Annotated in this window: 18 protein-coding genes; 6 read left to right on the top strand and 12 right to left on the bottom strand. The window is 59.1% G+C overall.

Going from position 1 to position 17,025, the window contains the following annotated elements:
- Nucleotides 1–10 precede the first annotated feature (10 nt).
- A complete protein-coding gene (ligA, locus tag HMPREF1267_RS05635) occupies nucleotides 11–2,080 on the bottom strand; it encodes an NAD-dependent DNA ligase LigA (protein WP_084539225.1) in 2,070 nt (689 codons plus the stop codon).
- Nucleotides 2,081–2,125: 45 nt separating this feature from the next.
- On the opposite strand from ligA, the gene HMPREF1267_RS05630 reads away from it, so the two are divergent.
- Genes HMPREF1267_RS05630 through HMPREF1267_RS05615 form a run of 4 tightly spaced genes read left to right on the top strand, consistent with a single transcriptional unit; the run spans nucleotide 2,126 to nucleotide 4,633 of the window.
- Entirely contained in the window at nucleotides 2,126–2,797 is a 672-nt protein-coding gene (locus HMPREF1267_RS05630) for a 3'-5' exonuclease (RefSeq protein ID WP_034666920.1), read from the top strand.
- A 40-nt stretch (nucleotides 2,798–2,837) separates the two neighbouring features.
- Nucleotides 2,838–3,335: a helix-turn-helix transcriptional regulator gene (locus tag HMPREF1267_RS05625; protein WP_005282465.1), complete on the top strand. Its 498-nt coding sequence runs from the start codon at nucleotides 2,838–2,840 to the stop codon at nucleotides 3,333–3,335.
- Nucleotides 3,335–4,333, top strand: a complete 999-nt coding sequence (locus HMPREF1267_RS05620; protein ID WP_023028687.1) for a serine hydrolase — start codon at nucleotides 3,335–3,337, stop codon at nucleotides 4,331–4,333. Before HMPREF1267_RS05625 ends, HMPREF1267_RS05620 begins: the two co-directional genes overlap by 1 nt.
- Before the next feature lie 9 nt (nucleotides 4,334–4,342).
- Nucleotides 4,343–4,633: a hypothetical protein gene (locus HMPREF1267_RS05615; RefSeq protein WP_023028686.1), complete on the top strand. Its 291-nt coding sequence runs from the start codon at nucleotides 4,343–4,345 to the stop codon at nucleotides 4,631–4,633.
- On the opposite strand, the gene HMPREF1267_RS05610 is transcribed toward HMPREF1267_RS05615, so the two are convergent.
- Nucleotides 4,630–5,547 (bottom strand): hypothetical protein, encoded by a 918-nt coding sequence (locus HMPREF1267_RS05610; RefSeq protein WP_023028685.1) that lies wholly within the window; start codon nucleotides 5,545–5,547, stop codon nucleotides 4,630–4,632. The two genes, HMPREF1267_RS05615 and HMPREF1267_RS05610, sit on opposite strands and share 4 nt — an antisense overlap.
- The gene (gene mnmA / locus HMPREF1267_RS05605; RefSeq protein ID WP_023028684.1) at nucleotides 5,548–6,633 is read right to left on the bottom strand and encodes a tRNA 2-thiouridine(34) synthase MnmA; all 1,086 of its coding nucleotides are present in this window, start codon (nucleotides 6,631–6,633) and stop codon (nucleotides 5,548–5,550) included.
- A gap of 96 nt (nucleotides 6,634–6,729) precedes the next feature.
- Between mnmA and HMPREF1267_RS05600 the strand changes: the two genes are divergently transcribed.
- Nucleotides 6,730–7,566, top strand: a complete 837-nt coding sequence (locus HMPREF1267_RS05600; protein ID WP_023028683.1) for a spermidine synthase — start codon at nucleotides 6,730–6,732, stop codon at nucleotides 7,564–7,566.
- Here the strand turns inward: HMPREF1267_RS05600 and HMPREF1267_RS05595 are convergent.
- Nucleotides 7,547–8,710, bottom strand: coding sequence for a glycoside hydrolase family 25 protein (locus HMPREF1267_RS05595; protein WP_034667045.1), 1,164 nt, complete (start codon nucleotides 8,708–8,710; stop codon nucleotides 7,547–7,549). The genes HMPREF1267_RS05600 and HMPREF1267_RS05595 overlap by 20 nt on opposite strands.
- A gap of 206 nt (nucleotides 8,711–8,916) precedes the next feature.
- Here HMPREF1267_RS05595 and HMPREF1267_RS05590 point away from each other — a divergent pair, with 206 nt between their 5' ends.
- Nucleotides 8,917–10,095: an HNH endonuclease signature motif containing protein gene (locus tag HMPREF1267_RS05590; protein ID WP_023028681.1), complete on the top strand. Its 1,179-nt coding sequence runs from the start codon at nucleotides 8,917–8,919 to the stop codon at nucleotides 10,093–10,095.
- On the opposite strand, the gene HMPREF1267_RS05585 is transcribed toward HMPREF1267_RS05590, so the two are convergent.
- The 8 genes from HMPREF1267_RS05585 to HMPREF1267_RS05550 are packed head-to-tail and all read right to left on the bottom strand — an operon-like array spanning nucleotide 10,092 to nucleotide 17,017.
- On the bottom strand, nucleotides 10,092–11,207 hold the full coding sequence (locus HMPREF1267_RS05585) for a cysteine desulfurase family protein (RefSeq protein WP_023028680.1): 1,116 nt from the start codon (nucleotides 11,205–11,207) through the stop codon (nucleotides 10,092–10,094). The genes HMPREF1267_RS05590 and HMPREF1267_RS05585 overlap by 4 nt on opposite strands.
- Entirely contained in the window at nucleotides 11,207–12,148 is a 942-nt protein-coding gene (locus HMPREF1267_RS05580) for an electron transfer flavoprotein subunit alpha/FixB family protein (RefSeq protein WP_023028679.1), read from the bottom strand. The genes HMPREF1267_RS05585 and HMPREF1267_RS05580 overlap by 1 nt, the downstream gene beginning before the upstream one ends.
- Nucleotides 12,149–12,156: 8 nt before the next feature.
- Nucleotides 12,157–12,939: an electron transfer flavoprotein subunit beta/FixA family protein gene (locus HMPREF1267_RS05575; protein WP_023028678.1), complete on the bottom strand. Its 783-nt coding sequence runs from the start codon at nucleotides 12,937–12,939 to the stop codon at nucleotides 12,157–12,159.
- A 26-nt stretch (nucleotides 12,940–12,965) separates the two neighbouring features.
- Nucleotides 12,966–14,099, bottom strand: a complete 1,134-nt coding sequence (locus tag HMPREF1267_RS05570; RefSeq protein ID WP_023028677.1) for a class I SAM-dependent methyltransferase — start codon at nucleotides 14,097–14,099, stop codon at nucleotides 12,966–12,968.
- Nucleotides 14,096–14,923, bottom strand: coding sequence for an NUDIX domain-containing protein (locus HMPREF1267_RS05565; protein ID WP_005282435.1), 828 nt, complete (start codon nucleotides 14,921–14,923; stop codon nucleotides 14,096–14,098). Before HMPREF1267_RS05565 ends, HMPREF1267_RS05570 begins: the two co-directional genes overlap by 4 nt.
- Nucleotides 14,923–15,741, bottom strand: a complete 819-nt coding sequence (locus HMPREF1267_RS05560; protein ID WP_023028676.1) for an ABC transporter ATP-binding protein — start codon at nucleotides 15,739–15,741, stop codon at nucleotides 14,923–14,925. The genes HMPREF1267_RS05565 and HMPREF1267_RS05560 overlap by 1 nt, the downstream gene beginning before the upstream one ends.
- Before the next feature lie 50 nt (nucleotides 15,742–15,791).
- Nucleotides 15,792–16,709, bottom strand: a complete 918-nt coding sequence (locus HMPREF1267_RS05555; protein WP_005282433.1) for a tetratricopeptide repeat protein — start codon at nucleotides 16,707–16,709, stop codon at nucleotides 15,792–15,794.
- Nucleotides 16,709–17,017, bottom strand: a complete 309-nt coding sequence (locus HMPREF1267_RS05550) for a thiamine-binding protein (protein ID WP_034653892.1) — start codon at nucleotides 17,015–17,017, stop codon at nucleotides 16,709–16,711. Before HMPREF1267_RS05550 ends, HMPREF1267_RS05555 begins: the two co-directional genes overlap by 1 nt.
- Nucleotides 17,018–17,025 lie beyond the last annotated feature (8 nt).

Here is a 17,025-nt window from a genome sequence, read left to right as displayed (position 1 = left end):
CGCGGTGTGTCTACACCTCCCCAGTGTTTAAGAGCGTGTGGAATTGCTCCTCATTCAAGATAGGCACGCCAAGGTCGCGGGCCTTGTCCTCCTTGGAGCCGGCATTGGCCCCAGCGACGAGGTAGGAGGTTTTCTTCGATACGGACCCGGTTGCCTTTCCGCCGCGGCTAATGATGGCTTCCTTGGCGGAATCGCGCGTGAAGTCTTCGAGGCTGCCGGTGACAACGATGGTCAGGCCCTCTAGGGTCTGTTCTTTCCTGTCCTCGGCGGCTACCTCCATAGCGAGGCCAGCCTCCGCCCATTTCTCAACGATGGTGCGGTGCCAATCCACCTCGAACCAGGCGTGGAAGGATTCCGCGATGACCGCACCCACTCCGTCTACCTCTGCAAGATCCTCGGTCTTAGCGGCACGCAGCTTCTCCATGGAGCCGTAACGCGCTGCCAAGGCGCGGGCGGCAATGGGGCCGACGTGGCGAATGGATAGCGAGACCAGCACGCGCCAGAAGTCGCGGTCTTTGACCTCTTCTAAGTTCTGCAGCAGGTTCTTGCCCGCGGTATTGACCTTGACGTTGCCCTCTTTTTTGCTGCGCTTATCCTTCGTATCGCGCTTGGCCGTATAGACATCGGAAGCAAGCAGCTTTTCTTCCGTTAGCTCAAAGAGCTCGGATTCATCGGTGAGGATGCCGTTCTCAATGAGGTCCATGGCTCCCTTCTCCCCCAGTGCCTCGATATCGAGGCCCTTGCGGGAGGCGAGGTATTCCAGGCGTGCGGAAAGTTGGGCTGGACAGGATTGGGTATTGGGGCATCGCCAGTCAGCATCGCCATCCTTTTGTGGGGCGAGCGTCGTGCCGCAGGCTGGGCACTGCGTGGGAAAGCTCCATTCGTATTCGCTGCCATCGCGCTGTTCGCGCACGGGGCCTAGTACCTCAGGAATGATTTCCCCGGCCTTGCGGATAATAATGGTATCCCCGATAAGCACGCCCTTGCGCTTGACCTCGGACTGGTTGTGCAGGGTGGCCATGGATACCGTGGAGCCGGAGACAAAGACCGGTTCCATGATGGCAAAGGGGGTAACGCGCCCCGTACGCCCCACGCCGACCTCGATGTTCTTCAGCTTTGTTGTTACCTCTTCCGGCGGGTACTTATAGGCAATGGCCCAGCGCGGTGCGCGGGAGGTCGCCCCGAGCTGGCGCTGTGAGCCCAAATCGTCCACCTTGACCACGAGCCCATCCATTTCAAAAATCGCATCGTGGCGGTGTTCGGCCCAGTAAGATACTTCCTTTTGCACTTCCGCGGCGGAGTGAACCTGCGTGGTATAGGGCGAGACGGGCAAGCCCCACGCGGCGATGGCCTTATAGGCATCGTGCTGGGAGGAGGGGGAAAATCCCTCGCGCGCGCCTAGACCGTGACACACCATGCGTAGGCGGCGCTTTTTTACCTCGGCGGGATCCTTCATGCGCAATCCGCCGGCCGCAGCATTGCGGGGGTTGGCAAACCGCGCCTTGCCGTCTGACGCGCGCTCCTCATTGATCTCTTCGAAGTCCTCCGGGCGCATATAGACCTCGCCGCGGATTTCAATAAGTTCCGGGACTGGGTACTCATCGGTGCCCGTAAGCTCGTGCGGGATATCAGAAATGACCCGCGCATTGGCGGTAATCTCCTCGCCCACGGTGCCATCGCCTCGGGTAGCGGCCGTGTCCAAGCGCCCGTTGCGGTAGACCAAGTCGATGGAGAGGCCATCGATCTTCAGCTCCGTCAGGTAAGTCTTGGCGGGCGTCCTATCCAGCCAGTCCTGCATCTCACCGGCGCTAAAGACGTTATCGAGGCTCATCATACGCTCGAGGTGCTCGATATCCTCGCCAGCATTCGGCGTTGCACCTACTTGCTGGGTGGGCGAATCCGGAACCGCCAGCTCCGGGTGCTGCTTTTCTAGGTCCATCAGGCGCTGGAAAAGCGCATCAAAGTCGGCATCGGGAATTGCCGGTTCACCGTTGTAATACAGGTTGCGGTGGCGGCGCACTTCCTGCGCCAGGTCGTTCCATTCACGTTGCACATCAGCTGGATTAGTCACGGTATCCAAGTCTAGCGGTCCCCCATGTCCGGGCTAGCTACTAAGGTATGGACCATGAACTTCGACGCCTCCCGCATGCTCGCCTTCGACCTTGAGACCACCTCCGCCAACCCCAAAGACGCCCGCATCGTTACCTCTGCCCTAGTCCGAATTGACGGCCGCGATGTCCAGAAGGTGGAGCACCTTGCGGATCCTGGCATCGAGATCCCCCAAGCCGCCACCGACGTGCATGGGATCACAACGGAAAAGGCCCAGGCAGAAGGCCGTCCGCACGAGGAGGTCCTCAAGGACACGGTTGATGCCATCAAGTCCGCGTGGGAGGACGGCCTGACGCTCATCGTCTATAACGCGGCTTTTGATCTTACCGTCCTGCGCAGCCTTACCGGCGATTTCACGGTCACAGGCCCTGTCTTCGATCCGTACGTCATTGACCGCGTGAGCGATAAGTGGCGCAAGGGAAAGCGCACCCTCGGCGCGGTGTGCGAGCACTACGGCGTGGAATTGGGCAATGCGCACGAGGCCACTGCCGATGCCCTCGCTGCCGCCCGCGTGGCCTGGAAGCAGGTGCGCCAGCACTACCCCAACCTCGCGCAGATGGACGAAAACGAGCTCATGGAATTCCAAGCAGTCAAATGGTACGAGGATCGCGTCGCCTTCAAGAAGTACCTTGAGGGCAAGGGCCGCGATGCATCTGATGTCTCGACGGCGTGGCCGCTCATTTCCTAATCCCCTTGCCATATTTCTAGAGTTTTGGAATTCTAGAAATATGGATTCCTTAGAATCGCGTATTGCCCATCTCGAGGCTCGCGTCACAAAACTCGAAAACCCCGCACCTGATCCCGTCGAATCATCCGCGGGAGAGTCCACCATGTGGCTCGCGGATGCGCTTGAACCTTCTGACCAACTTCCTGAAGGGTCCGTCATTTTTGGCGGCAACATCACCACCGGCCTTGGTTCCTATGTCTACCAATGGCAGCGCCCAACAAACACGGTGACCGCTGGAGACTGGTCCGACAATCTCGACCGCCTCGCCGCATTGGCGCACCCCGTGCGCGGTGAAATCCTGCGCCGCCTCCTTAGCGCACCAGCCACCGCCACAGAACTGGTGGAAGAGGAAATCGTCACCTCCACCGGCACCGCCTACCACCACCTCAGTGCGCTTACTAATGGTGGCTGGACCACCAAGACACACGGGCAATACTCAATCCGAGCGGCCCGCGTCATCCCCCTGCTCACGATCATTACCGCAAGCGAGGATCACTAATGCAAAAGCGAAACATGGCGCTAGCCATCACCGCCACCTTTATGTCAGCGGCCCTCTTACTCATTATTGGCCCGCAGCGGATCGCTGTGGCCACCACGGAAACCGGCGACGCCGAACTTTCCGCCACACTGCGCAAACACACCGAGGCGGGTTTCAATAATCTCACCGCCTTCACGCTGCACGATGGGAAAGCCACCTTCGCAGGACTTGGCGCGGATGAACACACCGAGGTAGAAATCGGTTCTGTGACCAAGATGTTCACCGCAGAATTAGCTCACCAGCTTGTGGAAGAAGGAAAGATAAGCCTTGATACCACCGTGGGCGAAGTCCTGGATGTTGGCCAAGCACCCATTTCCGAGGTCACGGTACAAGAGTTGCTCAACCACACCTCAGGATTGCCCCGGCTAGCACAAGGGAATATTTTCGCTGATGCAATCACGGCCGTCACAGGTGCTAATCCCTACGCAGGAGAAACAACCCAAGATATCCTCGATGCCGCCACCGAAGCGGATCTTAAAGATCGTGGAACAGAGTCTTATTCCAATATGGGGTATGGACTGCTCGGCCACCTCCTAGAAACGGCAGCCGATACATCCTATGAAGAACTGCTCCACGAGAGGATCTTGCAACCTGCCGGAATGACGGAGACTTACCTCATGACCCCAGGATCTGTCCCCGATGATGCCCCACGGGGCCTTACTGCCACCGGCCGGGAGGCCGATCCATGGGAGATGGGAGGCAGCAATGCCGCAGCGGGCGCACTACGGTCAACCGCACATGACATGGCAGCTTTCGCCGAGTGGATTATGGATAACGGCGATATGGCCTTTGGCTGGCAAAAAAGTGAAGACAACCAAAGCTTCTGGCACGACGGCGGAACGGGTGGCTACTCGACGATGCTCATCATCGACCCGAAAAATAAGCGCGCAGCCTTCGCCAATAATGACACCCCGGCGTGGACTAGTGACCTCGCCCAAGCGCTATTTGATGAGATTTAAGGAATTACAATGATTACCACCCTAATCTTTGCCGCCATCACAGCATCCGAAATCTGGGGAACGTGGAAAGCGCTCAAGAAACCATCTTCCCCGGGGATGCTTATCACGTCGGCGATTATCAGCATCGCCGTGATCGCCTTCATTGGTAACGCGGCTCCGTGGTACAGCCTAGTCAATTATGGCTGGTGGTACGCCCTCGTAACCGCTTGCTCCCTACACATGGGCGCCGTCGCCTGGCGTATATACACAGACCGCAGTGAAAAGTCTCCGAAGACAGATAGCCTCGGGCGCGCAGCTTAAAGGTCGCCCGCATCGCGGGTGAGGATCTCGGCGGTCTCGGTTACAGAGCGCAATGAGCTTGCCGATGCCCAAGCCGGAAACACATCAAACTGGTCCACGAGCAGCTCACGCGGCATACCGATGCGATCCAGATGGCGGGCAAGTGAAATCGCCTCGTCCCGCGCGTTAGTGCCGGAAAGTGCGACGCCGACCCGGCGGCCTTCGGACAAGTGCTCGCCCATCCCGTCGAAATGCTTAGGGGTAGAAAGGCGGTCGCGGTAGCGCGCATCAACGAGGAATGTCTTCGCAGCCCCAGCCACCGACCACAGCGGCGGAGCATGGAGATAATCCGCCTCAAAGCGCAGGAGGGTCTCGAGTGCCACCTCATCAGGGACGGCGGGGATCGAATCAAAGTCGGTGGTTCCTGGAATGCGGCCGGCGATGACATCGGCAAGCAGCGGCTCATCCAGTTGCACCACGACCTCGCCGTGGAAGCGGCGTGCGACGTCGGCGGCGTGGGTGCGGATACCGTGCAGCAGGGCATCGGAAAGCTCCGCAAAGGCACCGGAATCAGTGAGGACGCGGTGGCCATCGGCAAGCTCGATGCTGGCCGCTAGTGACCATGGGCCAAGCGCCTGCACCTTGATGCGAGGCACGGTCTCTCCCCACACCTGCTGCACCTCATCGAGGTCGCGCGCGAGGCGATCCCACGCACGGCGGGTAAGCAGCTGGGGCCGGGCCGTCATACGCCACGAACGAGGCCCGCGGTCGATGGTGATGGCCTCGAGCATACTGGCGGTGCGCCCTACCGAATCGGAGCCCAAGCCGCGTTCCGGCAGCTGCGGGATGGCGGGAAGCTCGGTCTCGCCCATGATGATGTCCGCTGCCTCCGACATGGACGTGCCGGGCATGGGCCCGAGTGCGAATCCGGTCATTTACACGGTCTCGCAAATGGTGCCGGAACCAATGACGATATCGCCGAGGTCATCTGGGGACGGCAGGTACAGCACCGCCGCCTGTCCACGGGCAACGCCAGACAGTGGCTCCTTGAGCTCTAGGCGCATCGAATCCGCGGCGCGGTCCACGTGGGCGATGCACGGCACGACGGAACCGTGCGCGCGGACCTGCACCTCGCACTCGAAGTCGCCATCCATGCCAGGGTGCAGGTACTTCAGGCGATCGGCGCGAATGGCGGTGACCGCCAGGTCCTCGCGCGCGCCGACGGTCACCGTACCCGTTGCAGCATCGATATCGGTGACGTAGCGCGGGCGGCCATCAGCAGCCGGGGCTTTGATGTCCAAGCCCTTGCGCTGGCCGATGGTGTAGTTCCACGCGCCATCATGTTCCTTAAGCTCCGTGCCCTCTTGGTCCACGATCATGCCGGGGCGAAGCCCGATGCGCGATCCAAGGAACTGCTGGGTATTGCCGTCAGGAATGAAGCAGATGTCATAGGAATCCGGCTTCTTCGCCGTGGAAAAACCGTGCGCCGCAGCCTCTTCGCGGATCTGCGGCTTAGGGGTATCACCGATGGGGAAAAAGCAGTGGTCCAGCTCCTCGGCGGAAATGACGCCGAGCACATAAGACTGGTCCTTATTCTCATCCTTGGAGCGGCGCATATAACCGTCATCATCAAGCGTGGCGTAGTGGCCGGTCGCAACGGCATCAAAGCCCAGGGCCATGCCCTTTTGCAGCAATGCGCGGAATTTGATCTTCTCATTGCAGCGCAGGCAAGGATTCGGGGTTTGACCGCGGGCATAGGAATCCACGAAGTCCGTGATGACCTCTTCCTTGAATTCCTCCGAAAAGTCCCAGACGTAAAACGGAATGCCCAACTTATCGCAAATGCGGCGGGCATCGGCGGAGTCCTCCAGCGAACAGCAGCCGCGGGCTTTTTCGCGCGTTTGCTGCGCGTCCTTATGCAGCGCCAGGTGCACGCCGACGACATCGTGGCCAGCCTCCACCGCGCGGGCGGCGGCGACAGATGAGTCTACGCCGCCAGACATTGCTACCAATACTCGCATTGCATTCCCCTTTAAATACCTCGACTACAGGCCCGAAAGTGTACTCCCTTGCCCCAACGCAGCTTAAATCGATTCCATTCCCTAAGCTTGAACCCCATGGGTAGAAAGCGAGCCGCGAACAGGTCAGGCATCACCGGCACCTACGAGATCTCCACCGGCACCGCCGAGGTTGTGCCGGATGAATTCCGCGACGGGGCCTATATCCTTAACGTCAATGGCGTTCCTAGCAGCCATATCGTGCTGGGCGAGCCGCAGGAACTCGACTTTGAGTACATGCGCTGGATCGCAGCGGCGGTAGAACAGCTTAATACGGTCTCGCCCAATAAACTGCGCGTTACCCACCTCGGCGGGGCAGGTTGCTCACTCCCGCGCTATTTTGCCGACCTGTGGCCGGACAGCCGCCATACGGTAGTCGAGCTCGATGCCAAACTGGGCGAATTAGTCCGCGATCTTTTCGATGTCCCCCGCTCCCCCACCGTCAAGATCCGCCCCGGCGATGCCCGAAAGGAAACCGAAGGTTTTCTGCCCGCCAGCCGCGATATCATTATCCGCGATGTCTTCGCTGGGGATAAAACCCCGAAAGACCTAACCACTGTGGAGTTTTTCCAAGCGGCTAAAGCATCCCTGTCTGCCGGCGGCCTCTACGTGGCGAACTGCGGCGATCACTCGGATCTCCACTTGGCTAAGGAAGAGCTGGCCGGGCTTTCTGAGGTCTTCGAACACCTCGCTGTAATCGCTGACCCGCCCATGCTCAAAGGGCGCCGGTATGGAAACATCATCTTGCTGGCCTCAGACACAGAACTGCCAGCTGAGGGCTCGGTCCAAGCCGCTCAGCTGGCAAAGGCACTCTTAGGCGGGGCCGTCCCAGCTCACTTTAAGGATGAAAGCTGGACCCGGAAATTCTTTGCGGGAGCTACTTCAGTACACGATTGAGCAGCTCGGCCACCTGATTAGCGTCGAAGTCGGGGACATCGGCACCGGCCTTCTTCGCCGCATCCTTGGCTTCTTCTACCTGAGCTCCAGAGACCTCGCCTGCGTCGACGCCATTGACATGGCCAGCGTTTTCTAGCAACATCGCCAAGTCACCGACGGTGAAGTCACCGACTGCCATCTTGCCAAGCTGCTTGAGAGGCAGAGCGTCCTCGTCTTCCAAGGTCTTCACAAAGGCTGCCAAGCCCTCAGCAGCTTGGGCATCGAGGCCGGCGTCCTTGGCGGCATCGGCAAGCTGGGGCATTGCAATAAGGCCAGCCGCAAGGGCAAAGATTGCACCAATCAGCGGAGTGCTATCGGCGCTCAGATCGACGCCATCATCAAGCACGAGGCTATCGAGCGCGCCGCCGATATCGACGTAATTGCCGCCACTAAAGGAATCAAGCTGCTGCTTCGTGCCATTGAAGAGGTTCAAATCCACATCGGTTGGAATACCTGCAACCTTGCCCGATCCGGAGCGCTGCCAGAAGGACAGGTTCTTCCACCCACCCACTGGATCCGGCGCTTCATCCTGGTATGCCGCCAACCACAGTGGCATATTGGAGAACTTCTGGGAGTTATTCATCTCACCGATCCAGAAGTACTTATAGGTATAAATCATTGGCGTGCGGTTGGTCAGGCGCTTGAGCTCTCTGGTAAATTCCTCGATCCAGCTCTCCAACTGGGAGGCGGACTTGCCCTCGGAAACCTCGATATCGAGCACCGGCGGCAACGTCTGATTCGGCGCCAATGCAATCTGCGTGGCAAAGTTTGCGGCCTGCGTCTTCGCATCGCCAGCTGGACGCGCATAGTGGTATGCGCCGGTCTTCAGGCCATGCAGATTGGCGGCTTGAATATCTTTGACGTAGTGCGGGTTAATCCAGTCCCCACCCTCAGTTGCCTTCACAAAGGCAAAGGACTGGCCATCAGACTTCACCTTATTCCAGTCAATAGGCATGCCACCTGGGTGCTGGTGGGCAGCAATATCAATACCTTTTGGTGCGCTGGTTCCCAATGCTGCCTGTGCGGCAGCGGTCCCGCTTACCGTGACTGCAACTGCAGCGATAACCGCGATGATGCTCTTGCGGAGTGCCCTCATAGTTGTCATGCGCGAGAGTTTAACAATCATTCACACTAACCACATTTGCAACACACGCACCTTAGAGACAAATTTTTCACTCGCGTAGACAAACTCGTTGGAAATGTACTATTTAGAACATATTTTCGCTTTTCGGCTTGCGAGGGTTGAGTGAGCGGCTTATGGTGGAGCTATGGAAATTAGAAACTTAGTGCGAAATTCGGGGGATAATCGCCGTGGATCCCTACTACCTCATCACTGACCCACACGATGACATCGCGGTTAGTGCCACCTGCAATAGAAAGTCCGACTACCTACTCTGGAAGGAAATTAAACCAAGCCTAGAAGACGATTTCGATATCTCGTGCCATACCTTGGCGGGTCGCACCGGCTTAAGCGAGAGGCGCACGAGGGATATCACCATGGCCCTGTACCGCTTAGAGGAATTGCCACGCACCCAACTGCTGCAGGAAACCTACTACTTCCTCGATTTCTCTCGGCTTATCACCATTGATGCGGTCTTGAGCAAGCTGGGAGAAGTAGACAACAGCGTCCTCCAGCGCATAGACGCCGAACTGGAAAAGTACCTCACTCCCACAAAGCCGGGCCAAAGTTTTCCATCGAACGCTGCCCTGCGTCGAAAGCTCAATGGGCTCATCACGATGGAATCCCCGGACACTACGGGAGACAAGGACTCCGAGGAAGAGGACGTGCGAAATGAATCCTATTTCATCTACCCCACCGCGGGCGGACGAGCAGGGTTAAACGTAGAGTTCGACGAAGACGCGCTCATCCTCATTGACGAGGTTGTTCAGCGCACAGCGGAAGAACACGGAATCAGCAAGGCCGATGCCCTGGCCCAGCTGATCCTCGGAACCGTCGAGGATAAATCTCAGGTGCACCTTTATATGTATCGCGCCAGCGATATAAAAGCGGCTCCCGGTTTTATCCGGGGCTATGGCTGGGTTCACCCAGATACCGCAGACCGGCTAACCCCGACTACGACACGGGATATGGACCAAGCGGCAACAAGGGTAAGTCCGGCCTACTCCACGCCGCCGCTCATCGGTGCCTATGTAGAGGGCCGCGATGGTGTGTGTCGCTGGCCGGGGTGCAACCGCCCGGCCTACAGGTGCCAGAAGGATCACAGGATCGATTTCTCAGAGGGAGGAAAAACAACGGCGGGAAACTTGGCCTCGCTGTGCCAGCACCACCACAACGTAAAAACGGATAAAAGCGCCTTTTACATCATGGATCCGCACAGCGGGGACATTATCTGGCTCTTCCAAGACGGACGGTGGGAATACGATGAACCGCAGGGGCCGCTAGCGGCGAAGAATAAGAACTGGGCGCTCACCGTTGCCCAGGCAATCACCGCGCGGCGCAATGCTGCCAAAGAAAGGGCTGATACCTAGACCGTGCGGGCCCGAGCAACGACATCTGGCAAGTGCGCGAGCACGTAATCCACATCGTCTTCAGAGGTAAGGCGCCCCAAGGTAAACCGAAGGGAGCCGATTCCTTCATCCTCGCTGACGCCCATTGCAGAAAGCACATGGGACATGCGGTTGACGCCTGCGCTACAGGCGCTGCCAGTCGATGCCTCAATCTGCAGCGAATCCAGCAGCATGATGAGGCTGTCGCCATCAGTGCCGGGGAAAGAAACATGTAGGTGCGACGGCAAGCATGGCTCGGTGGAATTCACCACGACGTTGTCAATGGAAGAAAGGATCCCATCCCGCAGCTTGTTCCGGAGTCCAGCGATGCGCTCGCCCTCGGCAGCGCTTTCGGCGATCGACTCTTCCAAGGCAGCGGCGAGCGCCGAGGCACTGGCGACGTCCACGGTGCCTGGGCGTAGTCCACGCTCTTGGCCGCCGCCATAGGAAATCGGCTGCGGCGCTGGGGTGCGCTTGGCCAACAGCACGCCGATGCCGCGCGGGCCGCCAAACTTGTGGGCGCTGGCGGCGAGCGTCGTGATGCCCAATTCCGCAAAATTGATGGGCAGCTTGCCCGCTACCTGCACCGCATCCACGTGCATAGGAATACCGGATTGTTGCGCGAGGGAGGCAAGCTCCTCGATGGGCTGAATCACACCGGTTTCGTTATTGGCCCACATGCAGGTGGCAAGATCGGCAGGTTTCGCGAAGGCGCCCCCATCGCTGATATGCCCGCTGCGGTCCACGGGGAGCAGGTCCACGGTGGCGCCGGCTTGGGCAAGCTTGCTCACGGTATCGCGCACGGCTGGGTGCTCAATATCCGTCGAGATGATGCGGTTGGTATTGCCTACAGCATAAAGGCCCTGGATAGCGATATTATCCGCCTCGGTGCCAGAGGAGGTAAAGACGACCTCGATGGGTTCGCACCCAAGGAGGGCGGCGACTTTCTCGCGGGCATCGTCAAGCACGGAGCGTGCCCTGCGGCCAGAGGCGTACTGGGCGCTGGAGTTGAGCGAGCCGGAGGCGGCAACCCATGCGTCGATGGCGGATTGGCGCATCGGCTGGGTTGCTGCGTAGTCGAAATAGTGCGGCATTACTGGCGCGCCTTCAATTCCTCGGTCAGGGCTGGGGCGATTTCGTGCAGGTCACCGACGACGCCAAGATCCGCAATCTGGAAGAACGGCTCATCCTGGTCTTGGTTGACCACCACGATGGTGCCGGAGGTCTGCATGCCCGAGGTGTGCTGAATGGCACCGGAAATGCCCAAGCCAATGTAGAGATCTGGCGACACGGTCACGCCAGTCTGGCCCACCTGGTGGGTGGCATCGTAGAAGCCTTCATCGACGGCGTCGCGGGTGGCACCGACGGCGCCACCGAGGGCATCGGCAAGCGGCTCAACGATCTCGGCGAAGTTATCGCCCACGCCGCGGCCGCCGGAAACCACGACCTTGGCTGCGGTGAGCTCGGGACGGGCGGATTTTTCGGCAGGAGTAAAGGAATTAACCTTGACATCCTTCGCGGTTGCCACAGGAAGCGGCATTGGGGCCGCTTGAGTTTCGACCTGCTGGGGCTCCGCCACAACCGAACCCGGCTGCAGGGTATAAATCGGGCAGCTGCCGGAAGCCTGCGAGGTGGTCTCGTAGGTGCCACCGAAAATGGTCATGGTTGCAGAGCCATCCGCCTTGATGGAATCCACATTGGCGAGCGCACCGGAAGCCAGACGAGCGGACAGGCGGCCCGCAACCTCGTTATTCGTCGGGCTGGCGGCCAAGACGATGGGCGCCGGATTGGCTGTGCCCAGGGCATGCAATGCATCAACCTCAGGGGTCACCAGGCGCTGGTCATAATCCTCCGCCGTTGCCTGCACCACCTGGGCGGCGCCGAGGGCAGCTAGCTCTGCATCGAAGGCATCTGCCTGCTTGCCGACGACCACCGCAGACACCGTACCCAATTCGCGTGCGGCGGTAATGAGCTCACCGGTGACGGGGAGAATGCTGTCTGCATCGTGTTCAACAAGTACGTAAACGTGAGACATTTTTACTCCTAAATCAAGTTCTTTGCGGCTAGGAAGTCAGCAATCTTCTTCGCAGCATCCTGCGGCTGCGGCTCCGAGATAACCTCGCCGGCCGTGCGCGGCGGGCGCTTGGAAGATTCGGTAACGGTCGTGGTGGGCGCAATGGCTTCGATGCCTAGGTCCGCCACGTTCAAAGTGGTGATCTCTGCCTTCTTTGCAGCCATAAGTCCCTTGAAGTTGGGGAAACGCGGCTTATCCGCCTTATCGGTGACGGAAATAATCGCGGGAAGGGCTGCCTCGATCTCCCAGGTTCCACGGGCGTCTTCGCGGTTGCCTTTTACCGCGCTGCCCGAAAGCTCCACCTTGTGCAGCTCAGTCAATGCAGGCAATTGGCGGTATTCAGCGAGCAGTCCCGCGAGCGTTCCGGTGGAGGCATCGGAAGCCTCATTGCCCAAGGTGATCAATTGGACATCCTCTAGCGTGTTAATTGCTGCGTTCAGGGTCCACGCGGTAGACAGTGCATCGGCGCCGGCTAGGGCGTCATCGGATACGAGGACCGCGTCATCTGCACCCATCGCAAGCGCCTTGCGGAGGGCCTCATCTGCTTGTGCGGGGCCCATCGTTAAAGCGACAACACGGTAGTTTTCATCCGGATTTTCATCGCGCAGGCGTAGCGCCTGTTCCACGGAGTATTCATTAATTTCATCAATGATGTTGTCCACGGAGGTGCGATCCAGGGTGTGGTCATCCTCCAAAGATTTGGTGGACCACGTATCCGGTACATGCTTGACCAGAGCCACAATCGTTGGCATTGGGGGCACTCACCTTTCCGATAGATTTATCTTGCGTAATTATCTTCGGACGATAATACTCGGGGTTGGCAGAGCAACGCGATACCCTGTGAGCCAATTCGCGTAATGATGACCGCGAAAGGCCGCGATCCCTTCAACTTCATCTGTTTCCTTAGCTGGTCAGGGTCAACATCGACGCCGCGCACAAGGATTTCTAGGCTGCCTGCATCATAGGCCTTTAGGACAGATTTTAGGCGCTTTAGGGGGACCTTTTCTATGAATGGAAATCCCGATGTTCCCTGCGGAATGCGTTCGCCCGTCAGGTACGCAATTCGCGGATCGATCTGCCGCAATCCCTCGCGCGCCGCATAATGCTGCACGAGGCCCGCGCGCACCACTGCCCCATCTGGATCAATGAGGTAGGTGCCGATCTCGCCGGCCTCTGGCAGGTTTTGCTCTTCATCCGTGAGAACGTCGACTGACTCACCTTGAATCATCACTGCGTGCCTGCCCGTGCCGAGGCCAGGTGTGTAGAGGCACGCCTCCTTAACTGCTCCATTGACGCTGCTTACGGTGACCAATCCGTCCCAGTCACTGAAATCGAGACCGGGTGCGCACTTGATGGCCACGTGTGCGTCTCTGTGCGCAGCGATTAGGTCCGGCAGCGGTGGCAGCAAATCCTCCGGGCGGGAAATCCGCCGCCCTGCCTTCCTGCGGGCGGGATCGGCGATAATGACGTCCGCCGTGGTGGTCGTAGTGAGTGCATCTGCTTGAAAGAAAACGTTAGAAGCCAAATTGTGCCGGGCCATGGCAAGGCGCGAAGCATCGATATCGGAGCCGAAGTAGTCAAGGCTCGTTCCATAGCCTTCGGTACCGATGGAGCACGTGACATCGTGCACGGTGCGCATTCCCCGCTGCCGCAGGAACTCGGACCGATAGCGCGCAACCGACAGCGGGGTGGCTTGCTGGGCGGAATCGGCATCCATAAGCCAGGTCTCAGGCAGTTTTCCTCCCCGCCGGGCAGTAAGTAGCTCCATGGCGCAGCGCGCATAATCGCCGTAGGCGGCTTTCAGCTTTTCTAGATCCTTCAGCTGCGAAGCCTTGCTCAGATCCAAGTCCAAGCTAGCCAGTTCAGCGTTGTGCTCGCTTAAGAAACGGACTTCATCGAGGTTAAAACTCATATGCGCTCTGTAGGGGTGGTGGCGAAATATTCCGCATACTGCGGGTCATCGCGGGGATCGCCGATGACGGGGCGAAGGTCGGACGAGGAGGCATCATCAAGCACCTCCTGGACGGTCGAGTACTTGCATAACCGTTGCATTTGCGCCCATGTAGGAACTACGAGGCGGACGAGGCCTGCCCGCCAGCCCTCCAAGATAAGCTGCGGCGAAAACCATCCGGCATCATCTGCTTCGTGAGTGTCCCCGTCCGGCTCCTGCCCGCTCGGAAGCAGGCCGACGAAGAAAAAAGTATCAAACCAATGGTTTTTGCTTTGCCCCACCCAGCGGGCCCAGGGAAGGAGCATATCGGCATCGACGCGCATCCCGTTATTGCTAAGGAACTCGGTGAAGGAGATGGTGTGGCTTTCCAAGAGACGTCTCTCTCGGTGATACCGGCGCGCATTAGAAATCGTGCCGTCATCCCGGATCGCAAACAAGGTACCAGATTCCTCGAAGAGCTCGCGGGCCGCGGCGAAGACGAGGGCGTGGGCCTTGTATTTGGTGACTCCCATCCGCCGAGCCATAGCCACAACGGACTTTCCGGCCCACAAATCACCGGAATCCCACGAACGCGGTGGGAAATCGCGCGGGTCTACCCCACCGCCAGGAAATACGGCATGGCCTGGGTAGTTGCGCATGGTGCTCACGCGTTCTTGGACCCAGACCTCGAGCCCGTCGGGGCCATCGCGAAGCAAGAGCACGGTCGCCGCCATGCGCCCACCATTGAACCCGGTGGTATCGCTGGCGTCGATCGCATCGAGCTGGTCATGAATCTGGTTGTTCATTAATATATCCGGCGGGCAAAGTACCGCTGCCCAATGCGATCTACCTGAATGGGCTGGTGGAAGGCCTGGGATAGGTTCTCCGAGGTCAGCACGGAGTTAATGAGCCCCTTCGCTACTACTTCTCCTTCATCCAGAAGCATCGCGTGGGTAAAGCCGTACGGGATTTCTTCCACGTGGTGGGTAATCATGACGATGGCCGGGGCATCCGGATCCATCGCGAGATCGCCCAAGTATCCCACGAGATCTTCGCGCCCGCCGAGGTCCATGCCAGCAGAAGGCTCATCCAGGATGAGCAGCTCCGGATTGGACATCAAAGCGCGGGCGAGGATGACGCGCTTCTTCTCGCCTTCCGAAAGCGTCGTCCACGTGCGATCCTTTAAGTGGCTGGCGCCGACCTGGGCCAAGATGTCATCGGCGCGGGAAAAGTCCATGTCTTGGTATTCTTCGCGCCACCGGCCCAAGACCGCGTAACCGGCAGAAATGACGAGGTCATAGACCCGCTCATCCGCGGGAATGCGCGATTGCACGGCGGCGGAGGAAAGACCAATCAGCGCGCGCAGATCACGCATATCGGTCTTGCCAATTTGCTCGCCCATCAAAAAGGCCGTGCCCTTGGAGGGAAATTCCTCCGCGGCCGCCATGCGCACCAGGGAGGTCTTTCCGGCACCGTTCGGCCCGATGATGACCCAGCGTTCATCGAGCTCGACCTGCCAGTCCACGGGCCCTACCAAGTTCTTGCCACCGCGGCGAAGCTCCACGCCACGGAAGTCGATGAGCCAGTCTTGATCAGTTGGGGTTACGTCGTTCACGCCTTCCATTGTGACTGATCTATTCACCGCCCGCAGTAATTGACACAGCTCTGCGGACTTTAATACAAAGCGCTCGCCAGCTTCGTGCGCGCCTCAAGAACGCGCGGATCATTGCCGGCAAAGAGGCCGAAGAGCTCGAGCAGGCGTTCCCTGAGCTGCGCCTTCTCATCGCCGGCGGTGACTTTCATGGCCTCGATGAGGCGGTCAAAGGCCTTTTCAGGGGCACCTGCCACCACTTCGGCATCGGCGGCACGCATTTGCTTGCCGATGTCCCCCTTATCCCCATCCGCAGCAGCAATCGGGTCCTCGGTTTGATTGGCCGGGTCCAGCCGCTTTAAAAGCTTCGTTGTGTCCCGCGCCTGCTTAATCTGCGTATTATCCGGTTCCGCTTCCAAGATGGATTCGTAGACCTTGATCGCGCCATCGAAATCGCCGGAGTTCAGGAACGATTCTGCCTCCTGCAGGCGAGGGTCGTCCTCTTCTTCCTCCTCCGCTGCGGCCGGTGCAGCCTCGAGCCCCTTCAGCTGCGGTCCGACGTTTTCTACCAAGCTATCCAGCCACTGCTTGAGGGCCTCCTTCGGCTGCGCTCCCTCGAAATTGGTCAGCGGTTGGCCTGCGCCAATGGCTACCACGGTGGGCAGGTTCTTCACGCCGAAGGCCTGCGCGACCTGTGGAGTGGCATCCGCATCCACGTAGCCTACGAGGAAGCTTAGGTTTCCCGCCGCAGCTAATTCCTGCAGGTCCTGCTTCAGCTGGTCGGATTGGGTAGAGCGCGAGGTGCCAATGAGGACGACGACCGGCACCTCAGTGGAGCGGCGCACCACCTCGGTCTCGAAATTCGCCTCGGTGACGGTAAAAAATGGCTGGACTCCGTTAGACTGCGGCTGCTCTTGTGCCTGCTGGCGGGCTTCCGCACGGGCCTTGACCTGGCTGAGATCGAGGGCGCCGCCTACATAAGCATTATTCGCAGAAGTCATTAATCCTCCTTAGCTAAACGACGATTCACGGCGTCTACTTTATCTGTCAACTGATTCGTCACGCCTTCGCGGATATCGGCCTTAATAACCAACGAGGTGCGCGGCGATACCGCACGTACCGCTTCGGTGGCCTTCTTAATCGTGCCGAAAACCTCGTCCCACTCGCCTTCTACAAGGGTAAACATGGCGTTGGTTTCATTAGGCAGGCCGGATTCCCGCACCACGCGGACCGCCTCCGCCACGGCATCGGCCATCTCGCCGGAGTCATTATCCACCACTGCGGGTGCTACTGAAAATGCAACAATCATGCCCGTAA

Source organism: Corynebacterium sp. KPL1824 (genome assembly GCF_000478095.1).
Classification (GTDB): Bacteria; Actinomycetota; Actinomycetes; order Mycobacteriales; family Mycobacteriaceae; genus Corynebacterium; species Corynebacterium accolens.
The sequence above is the reverse complement of the archived record's forward strand: the minus strand, read 5'-3'. Positions and strand labels throughout refer to the sequence as shown.